Genomic DNA, 10,937 nt, shown 5'->3' with positions numbered 1-10,937 from the left:
GGGACGCGATGCTGGACGTCGATCTGACCGGCGGCGCGGAGCGCCTGTGCCCCGACGCCCCGGTCCCGGTGGTCGACGGGCCCGCAAGTGCCGGCCGGGCGGTGCCGCGCTGGCCGCCGTCCTGGGCGACGCCCAGGGCGCCGACGTCACGCTGATCACGGGCCGCAGCGGGGATTCCGCGGGCCGCGAGCTCGGCCGGGTGCTGGCCGCGCGGTGCGTGCTGCTGGACGCGCCGTTCACCGGGGGCACGCCGAGCAAGACCCGGGTGCGCGCGGACGGGCAGTCGCTGGTGCGCCTGGACACCGGGGACGGGACGGTGCCGGACCTGCCGCTGGGGGAGGGACCGCTGGAGGCGCTGCGCAGCGCGGACGCCGTCCTGGTCGCCGACTACGGGCGCGGCATCACGGCCAACTCCTGGCTGCGCCGGGAACTGGCCCGGCTGCCCTCCGACGTCCCGCTGGTGTGGGACCCGCACCCCCGCGGCAGCGAACCGCTGCCGCGCGCCGACCTGGTGGTGCCCAACCGACCGGAGGCGCTGCTGCTGGGGGCGGGCTCGGCGTCGGCGGACGGGGCGAGCGCCCTGCGGCTGCGGTGGGGGTGCGGCGCGGTGGCGATCACCCTCGGCGCGGGCGGCGCCGTGCTGGCCCCGCCGGGCGAGGTGCTGCCCGCGCCCGAGCTGGTCGGCAGCACGCCCGACGTCTGCGGCGCGGGCGACAGCTTCGCCGTCGCCACGACCCTGGCCCTGGGGCGCGGGGTCTCGCTGCGCCGAGCGGTGCGCTACGGCGTGAACTGCGCCAGCCGCTTCGTGGCCGAGGGCGGTGCCGGGGCGTGGGCGTGCAACGGCGACGAGCCCCCGCCGCCGCGGCGCACCGGCTCGTCGTTGGACCGCGTGGACCGGGTCCGGGCGTGGGGCGGCCGGGTGGTCGCCGCCGGTGGGTGCTTCGACCTGCTGCACCCGGGCCACGTCGAGCTGCTCAACCGGGCCCGGACGTTCGGCGACGTGCTCGTGGTGTGCATGAACTCCGACGAGTCGGTGCGGCGGCTCAAGGGACCGCCGCGTCCGCTGGTGCGCGCCGACGACCGCCGGTGCCTGCTCGAGGCGCTCGAGTGCGTGGACGCGGTGGAGGTGTTCGACGAGCTCTCCCCGTGCGCGCTGCTGGACCGGCTCCGCCCGGACGTCTGGGTCAAGGGCGGGGACTACGAGCTCTCGCAGCTGCCCGAGGCGCGCGTGGTCGAGCGCCACGGCGGGCGGACCGTGCTCGTCCCGCTGGTGGACGGCTACTCGACGAGCCGGATGCTGCGCGACCTGCAACTGCCGGCCTGAACGGGAGGAACGGATGAGAGAGCTGGGCAACGTGCTGATCACCGGCGGTGCGTCCGGTCTCGGCGCGGCGACCGTCGAGGCGGTGGCCGCCGGTGGCGGGACGCCGCTGGTGCTCGACCGGGCGGTGCCCTCGGCGCCGGTGAAGTACGCCTGCGTCGACCTGGCCGACCGCCGCGCGGCCGAGCGGGCGGTGCGGGAGCTGGCCGACTCGGTCGGCGGGCTCGACGCGGTGTTCACCGCGGCCGGCGTCGACAGCTGCGGGACGCTGGGGTCGGTGCCCGCGGAGGACTGGGAACGCGTCCTCGAGGTCAACCTCCTCGGCACCGCCGCCGTGGTGCGCGCCGCGCTGCCGTACCTGGAGCGGGTGCGGGGCACCGTGGTGACCTGCGCGTCCACCCTCGGGCTCAGCGCGGTCAGCGACGCGACCGCCTACTGCGCTTCGAAGTTCGGCGTCGTCGGCTTCACCCGCGCGCTGGCCGCCGAGACCAGCGGCCGCGTCGGGGTCACGCTGCTCGTGCCGGGCGGGATGCGCACCGCGTTCTTCGACGGCCGCGACGAGCAGTACAAGCCGCCGCCGGGCGCCAAGCTCAACGACCCGGCGGACGTGGCGGCGACCGTCGTCTTCGCGCTGCGGCAGCCACCCGGGTGCGAGGTGCGCGAGATGGTGGTGTGCCACTCGGAGGAGCCGTCGTGGCCGTGAGGGCGACCGCCCTCGTGCTCCGGGCGCTCGGCCTGGGCGACCTGCTCACGGCCGTGCCCGCGCTGCGCGGGCTGCGCCGGCACTTCCCGGAGCACCGGCTGGTGCTCGCCGCCCCGCGCGCGCTGGAGCAGCTGCTGCCGCTGCTGCCGGAGGTCGACGCGCTGCACCGGACCCCGGGGCTGCGGGAGTTCTCCTGGTCGGACGGCGCTCCCGAGGTGGCGGTCAACCTGCACGGCAGCGGCCCGGAGTCGGTGTCCGCCCTGTGCGGCACGGGACCGCGGCGCCTGCTCACCCACCGGCACCCGGCCTTCCCGGGGCTCGCCGGTCCCGAGTGGCGCAGCGACCTGCACGAGGTGCAGCGCTGGTGCCGGCTGCTGGAGCACCACGGCATCGCCGCCGACCCGACCGACCTGCGGCTGGCGCCACCGTCCGAGGAGTTCGCGCCCGGTGCCGTGGTCGTGCACCCGGGGGCCAGCCACGGGGCGCGGTGCTGGCCGGTGGAGCGCTTCGCGGCGGTGGCCCGGCGATCGGCGGACACCGGGAACCCGGTGGTGGTCACGGGATCGGCGGACGAGCGGGTGCTCGCGCAGCGGGTGGCCGAGCTGGGCGGGCTGCCGCCGGACGCGGTGCTGGCCGGCACGACCGGCCTGTGGCAGCTGGCGTGCCTGGTCGCGGGCGCGAAGCTGGTGGTCTGCGGGGACACCGGCATCGCGCACCTGGCCACCGCCTTCCGCACGCCCTCGGTGGTGCTGTTCGGCCCGGTGTCCCCGGCGCTGTGGGGTCCGCCGGACGACGACCGCCACGTCGCCCTCTGGCACGGCCGGAACGGCGACACCTTCGCCGCCGAACCGGACGCGGGCCTGCTGGCGCTGTCCGCCGGCCGGGTCATCGAGGCGGTCGAGGGACTCCTGGTCGGGACCGGCTGATCGCGGTGGGGGAGCGATGTGCGGGAACGAGGTGACCATCGCCGTCTGCGGGGAGGGGCGCACCGCGGCCGCGGTCGCGGCCGGGCTGGGGTGGCTGGGCCACGCGGTGGCGTGCTCCCCGGAGCTGCCGCGGGCGGAGCTGTCCGCCGAACCCGGCCTCGGCGACGCGTGCGCCGACCTGCTGCGCTCCGGCCGCCTGCGGTGCTCCGGCGCGGCGGCGCGGACGGTGTTCGTGTGCGGTGCGGACCGGGTCAGCGAGCTGGACGGGCGCGCGGCGGTCGGCGGCACCGTGGTGAACAGCTGCCTGCCGCCGTGGGGGTCGACGCCGGCGCTGGCGAGCGCCCTCGGCCGGGCGGACCTGCGCTTCGTGAGCCACCCGCTGACCCTGCGGCGCGGGTCCGCGCTGCGGGACTTCCTCGCACCGGAGTGCCTCGTGCTGGGCTCCGACGACCCGGCGGCCGTCGAGGCGGTCGCCGGTCTCTACGCCGCGGTGCCCGCGCCGGTGGTGCGCGCGGACCCGCGCACCGCGGACCTCGTCGGCCCGGCGCGCGACGGGCTCTGCGCGGTGAAGCAGCAGTTCTTCGCCGAGCTGGAGCGCTTCTGCCGCGCGGTCGGCGCCGACGTGGGCAGCGTCGTGGAGTGCCTGCGGGTCGACCAGCGGATCGGCCGACCGCACACCTGCGCCGCGACCGACCGCCTCGACCCCGGCCAGCGCCGCCGCGCCGCCCGCCTGCGGGCGCTGGCCGGGGACGACGTCCCACCCACCTTCCGCGCGCTCGACGTGCGCCCGTGACCCGTTGCGAGGCCGTGTGGAACCCACGACGCAGCGCTCCCCGAACCGCCGGATCGCGGTCATCGGCACCGGCTACGTCGGGCTGACCACCGGGGCCTGCCTGTGCTCGCTCGGCCACCACGTGACGTGCTGCGACGCCGACCGGGACAAGCTGGCCGAGCTGCGCCGCGGTGAGGTGCGGATCCGGGAGCCCGGTCTCGGCGAGCTCGTCCGCGCCGGCATCAGCGCCGGACGGCTGGGCTTCACGCGCTCCTCGGTGTCGGCGGTGCGCGACGCGGACGCCGTCTTCCTGTGCCTGCCCACGCCGATGGCGGCTGACGGGGGCGCGGACCTGGCGGCGGTGGCGGAGGTCGTCCGGGAGGTGCGCGGGCACCTGCCCGCGAACGGCCTGCTGGTGACCAAGTCGACCGTCCCGGTCGGCACGGCGGCGCGGCTGGCCGAGCTCGTGGGGCGCGGCGACGTGGCCGTGGTGAGCAACCCGGAGTTCCTCCGCGAGGGCCGGGCCGTGCAGGACTTCCTCGCCCCGGACCGGATCGTCGTGGGCGCCGCGGCCGACGCGGCGGCGCAGCGGGTCGCCGAGCTCTACGCCGGGGTGGACGCGCCGGTGGTGCGCACCGACCCGGCCACCGCCGAGGTGGTCAAGTACGCGGCGAACTCCTTCCTGGCGACCAAGCTGTCCTACGTCAACGACCTGGCCGAGCTGTGCGAGCGGGTGGGGGCGGACGTCACCGGCATCACCACGTGCCTGGGCCACGACCACCGGATCGCGAACTCCTTCCTGCGGCCGGGACCGGGCTGGGGTGGCTCGTGCCTGCCCAAGGACACCGCGGCCCTGCTGCACACCGCCGAGGCCGTCGGCGTCGACCTGCCGCTGGTCCGCGCCGCCGTCGAGACCAACCGCCGGCAGCAGCGCCGGGCGGTCGACAAGGTCGTCGCCGCCTGCGGTGGTCGCGTCGCCGGGGTCCGGTTGGGGCTGCTCGGCCTGGCCTTCAAGGCGGGCACCGACGACCTGCGCGACTCCCCGGCGGTCGCGGTCGCGGGGGAGCTGGCCCGGCAGGGCGCGGAGCTGGTCGCCTTCGACCCGGCGCTGCGCGGTGACGAACGGGGGCTGCCCGCCGAGGTCGCCGTGGTGGACAACCCCTACCAGGCGGTGAAGGGCGCGCGCGCCGTCGTGGTGCTCACCGAATGGCCGGAGTTCACCGACCTGGACTGGTCGCAGGTGCTGGACCTGGCGGAGAGCCCGGTGGTCGTGGACACCCGGAACGCGGTCGACGTGGCGGTGCTGCGCCGCGCGGGCGCCGTCGTCCACGGCGTCGGCCGCGGGTGAACTCCTCCGCAGCAGGACTACTCGGCGCACGACCCGGATACCCCAGCGGAGGAGACGAAGGGCGGTCGCGACGAGCACGGCGGCGTCTGCCGCGGTGCGCGCAGGGCGGTGTCAGCCGCCGGCCCCGGCACTCCGCACCGGACCGACGAGCCGTGGGGGCGCACCGATGGGGCGAGCCGAGTCGCACCCGCTCGAAGGGGTCCACGCTGCCCGGGACGCGATCGACAACGCGGCGACGCGCCAACGCCGCCTGGACCTCGTGCAGGAGGACTGGCCCGCCTACGGCTCCGCGCTCGCCGGCGTGCTCCAGTCGCTCGAGCACCTGACGAGCACGCTCGTCGAGCAGATCGAGCAGGTGGACCGCGCCGAGCTGTTCGCGCGCGCGAGCCAGGACTACCCGCAGGAGGCGCTGGACCTGCGCCACCTGAACCAGGTGCTGGCGTCCGCCGTGGTCGACGCGCGCAGCTACTGGTCGGAGTCCCAGCACGCGCACGAGGACACCGTCACGGACCACCCGGGCGAGTGAGCGCGGTCGCGTGGGGCCGGGGTGCGCCGGGTACCCGGGTGCGAGGGTGCGTGCCCTGGTCGGGGTGGGGCTCCGCCCCCAGGGCTCGGCCGATCGCGCTCGGGGTGTGCGAGCGCCCGCCGTGGTGCGCAGCGTCGGGGGTAGCGCGCCTGCGGTGGGCAGGCCGAGCCCGCCCCACCGCGGGCGTCACGGGCGCTGCCCGACCCCCGTGCTGAGCTCGTACCGGCGTCCGCCGGGCATGCGGGCACGCAGGGGCGGTGTCCGGCCGCCGGCGACCTCCCGCAGACCGCGCAGGAACTCCTGCACCGCGGCGGTGGCGCTGTGCTGCGGCGCCCACCCGAGCTCCTCGCGGGCGCGGGAGGTGTCCATCACCGGCAACCGCATGAAGGTGTCGAACAGACCGGGGGACGCCGGGACGAGGTGCAGGTTCCACGCCGTGGCCAGGGCGGTGCGCACCGCCCTGGGCGAGACGTCCACCGTCCGCGTGCCCAGGAGCTCCCCGAGCACCTCCGCGTCGACGAGCGGGTCCGCGGCCACGTTGAAGGCGCCGACCTGCGTGGCGTGCACGGCCAGCCGGTAGGCCTCCCCGACGTCGTCGCTGTGCACCGCTTGGAACCGCAGCCCGGCCGGGATCGGCAGCGCCGGGAGGCGCTCCGGCCGGGCGAGCCGCTGGACCACGAGCGGTCCCAGGAACAGCCGTCGTTGCTGCGAGGCGGAGGCGTGCTTGAAGCAGAACGCGGTGCGCATCCGCACCACCCCGACCTCGGGGTGCCGGGCCTGGAAGGCGTCGAGGCAGCGCTCCAGGTAGGCCTTCTCCCGGCTGTAGGCGGAGCCGGGCCAGCCGTGCGTCGGCCAGACCTCGCCCACCGGCCGGTCTCCCCCGGCCGGGCTGTAGGCGGCGATCGACGAGGCGTGGACCAGGCGCGGCACGCCGGCTTCGGCGGCGCTGTCGAACACCCGGATGCTGCCCAGGACGTTGTTGCGCCACGTGACGACCGGGTCGTGGGTCGGCTGGAACAGCCAGGCCAGGTGGACCACGGCGTCGGCGCCGGTGAACCGCGCGACGAGGTCGTCGTCCTGGACCTCGGTCCGCTCCCAGCGGACCTTGCTGCTGGTGACCGGGGGTTCCCGGCGGGACAGGGCGATGATCTCCCCGACGGTCGGGTCGGTGTCGAGGGCGGCGACCACGCTGGTGCCGATGTTCCCGGTCGCCCCGACCACCACGACGCGCCGCAGGCCGCTGGGCGTTCCCATGACACACCTCCCGCTCGCGACGGAGCTGTTCTCCTTCGGTTCCCCCGGTGCCGACCGGGCAAACCGGGCGCGGGAGTCGTCGGGCTCGTGACCGGGACGTGCGATGCGTCCACAGCGGACTCGGCAGCGTGCCGGTGGGCGGGGCGGATCGGTCCGGTCCGCGAGAGTCGTTGCCGCGCACCGCCCGGTGCGCGACGGAGGACGTCCGGACGCGAGCGACTCCTCGCGGAGGTCCGCTGGGAGTCGTCCTGCGTGCCGCGCTCAGCGGTGACGGCCGCAGCTGGCCCCGGCCGGACGGCGAACTCCGGGCCGACCCGTTGCGCCGGGCCGGTGCGCTCGTTGAGGCGGTCGGCACGGCAGGACGGTCCGGCGCGGGCAGCGCGGGCGGAGCAGGAGGACCGATGGGTGGACTGGATCTCCGCACCCCGGTGGTGGTCGGGGTCGGGCAGGCGTCCGAGCGCGTCGACGACCCCGGGTACCGGCGGCTGTCGGCGGTGGACCTGGCCGCGGAGGCGGCCCGCGAGGCCCTGGCCGACGCGGGGGCCGACGGGCTGGCTGCCGCGATCGACACGGTCGCCGGGGTGCGCCAGTTCGAGATCTCGATCCCCGGTGCCACGGCGCCGCTGGGCCGGTCGAACAACTACCCCCGCTCGGTCGCCGGCCGGATCGGGGCCGCGCCGCGGCGCGCGGTGCTGGAGGTGGTCGGCGGGCAGGCACCGCAGCACCTGGTGACCGAGCTGGCCGGGACGATCGCGGCCGGTGGGTCGGAGGTGGCGCTCGTGTTCGGCTCGGAGGCGATCTCGACGGCCCGCCACCTCGCGGGCACCGCGGACGCCCCGGACTTCACCGAGCACGTCGAGGGAGACCTGGAGGACCGCGGCCCCGGGCTCGAGGGCCTGGTGTCCGAGCACCTGGCCGCGCACGGGCTGACCGAGCCCGTGAGCCAGTACGCCCTGTTCGACAACGCCCGCCGGGCCCGGCTCGGCCTGTCCCGCGCGGAGTACGCGCGGCAGATGGGCGAGCTGTTCGCCCCGTTCACCACGGTCGCCGCGGCCAACCCGCACGCCGCCGCCCCGGTCGAGCGCGACGCCCGCGAACTGAGCACGCCCACCGAGCGCAACCGGGTGGTCGCCGACCCGTACCCGCGGTTCCTGGTGGCCCGCGACCAGGTCAACCAGGGTGCCGCGGTGCTGCTGATGTCGGTGGCGGCGGCGCGCCGGCTCGGCGTCCCCGAGGAGAAGTGGGTGTTCCTGCACGGGCACGCGGACCTGCGCGAGCGGGACCTGCTGGACCGCGCGGACCTGTCGCGCAGCCCCGCCGCGGTGCTCGCGGCCCGGCACGCGCTGGAGGTCGCCGGCATCTCGCTCGCCGACGTGGCCACCTTCGACCTGTACAGCTGCTTCCCGATCGCGGTGTTCACCATCTGCGACGGGCTGGGGCTGGCGCCGGACGACCCGCGCGGGCTCACGCTCACCGGTGGGCTGCCCTTCTTCGGCGGGGCGGGCAACAACTACTCGATGCACGCCATCGCCGAGACCGTTGTCCGGATGCGCGCCGAGCCCGGCGCGCACGGCTTCGTCGGCGCCAACGGCGGGTCGCTGAGCAAGTACTCGGTCGGCGTCTACTCGACGACGCCGGCCGAGTGGCGGCCCGACCGCAGCGCCGAGCTGCAGGCCGAGGTGGACGCCTGGCCCGCTCCCGAGCAGGCCAGGGCGGCCGACGGCTGGGCGACGATCGAGACCTGCACCGTCAAGCACGCCAGGGACGGTCGCCGCACCGGGATCGTCGTCGGCCGCCTGGAGCGGGACGACCGCCGGTTCCTCGCCGTCGCGCGGGACGACGACGAGGAGTTGCTCGACCTGCTCTCCGCCGGCGAACCGCTCGGAGCCCGCGTCCGCGTGCGGGCCTCCGGTGAGGTCAACCAGGTCGCGCTCGGGTAGCCGGCAGGACCGGCCCCACCACGTCGCCGCAGGAGCGGGTCAGCGGCCGAAGTCCTGGGTCCAGTAGTTGCCGGTCTCGCTGACCGCGACGCCGATGGTCTTCAGCGAGCAGTCCTCGATGTTGGCCCGGTGGCCCGCGGACCCCATCCAGCCGTCCATGACCTCGGCGGCCGTCCGCTGGCCCTGCGCGATGTTCTCCGCGCCGGGCTCGGGGTAGCCGGCGTTCTTGATGCGCTGGTCGAAGGTCACGCCGTCGGGGTTGGTGTGGTCGAAGAACGAGCGGTTCGCCATGTCGGCGCTGTGCCCGGCCGCCGCCTGGGTGAGTCGGGGGTCCACCGTGACGGCGCTGCAGCCGACCTTGGCCCGCGCCTCGTTCACCAGGGCCACGACCTGGTCCTCGGGGGACTCGGACGCCGTCGCGGCGGGGGCCCACGCGGCGGATCCGAGCAGCACAGCGGTCGCGGTGATTACGGAGCGTCGAAGAGTCGGGGTCTTCATGCCGGGGGAAGCTACCCAAGAGGGTGAGATCAAACCGTTATCTATGGAATTTGTCATGCAGGGTGACTGCCCGGCGTGACGAGTCGGCCACGCTCGCGTCCTGTCCGGTGTGCCGGGACCGTCGGGTTCCTCCCGGTTCGGGACCCTGGTGGACGGGTGATCGCGGAGTTAGGTTCTCAGCTCGGTCCTGGGTCGCCTGGGGAGCGAGGACGGTAGATGGTCGACGAGGTCGAGGTCGCGCGCGAGGACGCCGGGCTGCGGCGCAGCCTGAAGAACCGCCACCTGCAGATGATCGCGCTCGGCGGGATCATCGGCGCCAGCCTGTTCATCGGCAGCGGCGCGGTGATCTCCACCGTCGGCCCCGCCGCGGTGCTGTCCTACGCGCTGGGCGGGCTGATCGTCGTGCTGGTGATGCGGATGCTCGGCGAGATGGCCACCGCCCAGCCGACGCTCGGCTCCTTCATGGAGTACGCCCGCGCCTCGCTCGGCGACTGGGCGGGTTTCACCATCGGCTGGCTGTACTGGTACTACTGGGTCGGCGTGGTGGCCTTCGAGGCCGTCGTCGGCGCCGAGCTGCTCAACCCGCTGGTGCCGGTGGTGCCGCAGTGGGTGCTGTCGCTGGTGCTCATGCTGGCGCTGACCACCACCAACCTGATCTCGGTCCGCTCCTTCGGCGAGACCGAGTTCTGGCTGGCCTCCATCAAGGTCATCACCATCGTCATCTTCCTGCTGTGCGGCACGATCTTCGTGCTCGGGCTGTGGCCGGGCGCCGAGCTCTCCGTCGGCAACATCGCGCAGGACGGGTTCGTCGCCAACGGCTGGTTCGCCGTGCTGCACGGCGTGGTGATCGTGATCTTCTCCTACTTCGGCACCGAGATCGTCACCATCGTCTCCGCCGAGTCCGACGAGCCCGAGCGCTCGGTGGCCAAGGCGACCAAGGCCGTGGTGTGGCGCGTGCTGCTGTTCTACGTGGGCTCGGTGGCGCTGCTGGTGATGATCACGCCGTGGCGGGAGATCCCGACCGACGGCAGCCCGTACGCCGCGGCGTTCACCCGGTTCGGCTTGCCGGCCGCGGAGGTCGCGGTGAACGTGGTGGTGTTCACCGCGGTGATCTCGGTGCTCAACTCCGGGCTCTACACCGCCTCCCGGATGCTGTTCGCCCTGCAGCGGCGCGGGTTCGCGCCGAGCTGGGTGCGCGACGTCAACCGGCGCGGCGTGCCGTGGAAGTCGATCCTGCTGTCCACTCTGATCGGCTACGTCGCGGTCGCGGCCAGCTACGTGTCACCGGACGCGATCTTCTACTTCATCATCAACTCCGCCGGCGCGGTCGCGCTGTTCATCTACGCGATCATCGCCGCCTCGCAGCTGCGGATGCGGCGGCGGCTGGAGCAGGAGGCGCCCGAGCGGCTGAAGCTGAAGGTGTGGCTCTTCCCCTACTTGACGTGGGCCACGCTCGTGGTGATCGGCGCTGTGATCATCACCATGGGGACCATCGAGGAGGTCCGCTCGCAGCTCACCCTGAGCTTGGTCAGCCTCGGCGCGATCCTGCTGGTCTACCTGCTGTTCGTGCGCCCGTGGCTGGCGCGGCGGCGTTCGGGGTGATGTCGCCACGGTCACGTCGCGTGTTCACATCGCCGTAAAGTCGCGAC

Annotated in this window: 10 protein-coding genes; 8 read left to right on the top strand and 2 right to left on the bottom strand. The window is 75.0% G+C overall.

Features of this window, described 5'->3' with window-relative positions:
* Positions 1–46: 46 nt before the first annotated feature.
* The 6 genes from HNR68_RS21175 to HNR68_RS21150 all read left to right on the top strand — a co-directional run bounded on the left by HNR68_RS21175 (position 47) and on the right by HNR68_RS21150 (position 5,596).
* A complete protein-coding gene (locus HNR68_RS21175; protein ID WP_343050302.1) occupies positions 47–1,324 on the top strand; it encodes a PfkB family carbohydrate kinase in 1,278 nt (425 codons plus the stop codon).
* Between the two features lie 13 nt (positions 1,325–1,337).
* The gene (locus HNR68_RS21170; RefSeq protein ID WP_179723505.1) at positions 1,338–2,024 is read left to right on the top strand and encodes an SDR family oxidoreductase; all 687 of its coding nucleotides are present in this window, start codon (positions 1,338–1,340) and stop codon (positions 2,022–2,024) included.
* Positions 2,021–2,950, top strand: a complete 930-nt coding sequence (locus tag HNR68_RS21165; RefSeq protein ID WP_380573888.1) for a glycosyltransferase family 9 protein — start codon at positions 2,021–2,023, stop codon at positions 2,948–2,950. The genes HNR68_RS21170 and HNR68_RS21165 overlap by 4 nt, the downstream gene beginning before the upstream one ends.
* Before the next feature lie 16 nt (positions 2,951–2,966).
* Complete coding sequence (locus tag HNR68_RS21160; protein WP_179723503.1) at positions 2,967–3,743, top strand: UDP-glucose 6-dehydrogenase; 777 nt, start codon at positions 2,967–2,969, stop codon at positions 3,741–3,743.
* 16 nt (positions 3,744–3,759) lie between these two features.
* Entirely contained in the window at positions 3,760–5,070 is a 1,311-nt protein-coding gene (locus tag HNR68_RS21155; protein WP_179723502.1) for a nucleotide sugar dehydrogenase, read from the top strand.
* 166 nt (positions 5,071–5,236) lie between these two features.
* Entirely contained in the window at positions 5,237–5,596 is a 360-nt protein-coding gene (locus HNR68_RS21150; protein WP_179723501.1) for a hypothetical protein, read from the top strand.
* A gap of 186 nt (positions 5,597–5,782) precedes the next feature.
* Here the strand turns inward: HNR68_RS21150 and HNR68_RS21145 are convergent, their stop codons facing one another.
* On the bottom strand, positions 5,783–6,850 hold the full coding sequence (locus HNR68_RS21145; protein ID WP_179723500.1) for an NAD-dependent epimerase/dehydratase family protein: 1,068 nt from the start codon (positions 6,848–6,850) through the stop codon (positions 5,783–5,785).
* Positions 6,851–7,251: 401 nt separating this feature from the next.
* Here HNR68_RS21145 and HNR68_RS21140 point away from each other — a divergent pair, with 401 nt between their 5' ends.
* On the top strand, positions 7,252–8,790 hold the full coding sequence (locus HNR68_RS21140; protein WP_179723499.1) for an acetyl-CoA acetyltransferase: 1,539 nt from the start codon (positions 7,252–7,254) through the stop codon (positions 8,788–8,790).
* Between the two features lie 39 nt (positions 8,791–8,829).
* Here HNR68_RS21140 and HNR68_RS21135 read toward each other — a convergent pair whose 3' ends face one another.
* A complete protein-coding gene (locus tag HNR68_RS21135; RefSeq protein WP_343050301.1) occupies positions 8,830–9,177 on the bottom strand; it encodes a CAP domain-containing protein in 348 nt (115 codons plus the stop codon).
* A gap of 327 nt (positions 9,178–9,504) precedes the next feature.
* On the opposite strand from HNR68_RS21135, the gene HNR68_RS21130 reads away from it, so the two are divergent.
* Positions 9,505–10,890 carry an amino acid permease gene (locus tag HNR68_RS21130; protein WP_179723497.1) on the top strand — a complete coding sequence of 462 codons (1,386 nt, stop codon included), beginning with the start codon at positions 9,505–9,507 and terminating at the stop codon, positions 10,888–10,890.
* Positions 10,891–10,937 lie beyond the last annotated feature (47 nt).

Source organism: Saccharopolyspora hordei, from assembly GCF_013410345.1.
GTDB classification, from domain to species: Bacteria; Actinomycetota; Actinomycetes; order Mycobacteriales; family Pseudonocardiaceae; genus Saccharopolyspora; species Saccharopolyspora hordei.
The sequence above is the reverse complement of the archived record's forward strand: the minus strand, read 5'-3'. Positions and strand labels throughout refer to the sequence as shown.

Bases quoted from the DNA above. Each gene is read 5' to 3' on its own strand.
- HNR68_RS21170 (WP_179723505.1), top strand. From the start codon at position 1,338: ATGAGAGAGCTGGGCAACGTGCTGATCACCGGCGGTGCGTCCGGTCTC.
- HNR68_RS21160 (WP_179723503.1), top strand. From the start codon at position 2,967: ATGTGCGGGAACGAGGTGACCATCGCCGTCTGCGGGGAGGGGCGCACC.
- HNR68_RS21150 (WP_179723501.1), top strand. From the start codon at position 5,237: ATGGGGCGAGCCGAGTCGCACCCGCTCGAAGGGGTCCACGCTGCCCGG.
- HNR68_RS21145 (WP_179723500.1), bottom strand. From the start codon at position 6,850: ATGGGAACGCCCAGCGGCCTGCGGCGCGTCGTGGTGGTCGGGGCGACC.
- HNR68_RS21140 (WP_179723499.1), top strand. From the start codon at position 7,252: ATGGGTGGACTGGATCTCCGCACCCCGGTGGTGGTCGGGGTCGGGCAG.
- HNR68_RS21130 (WP_179723497.1), top strand. From the start codon at position 9,505: ATGGTCGACGAGGTCGAGGTCGCGCGCGAGGACGCCGGGCTGCGGCGC.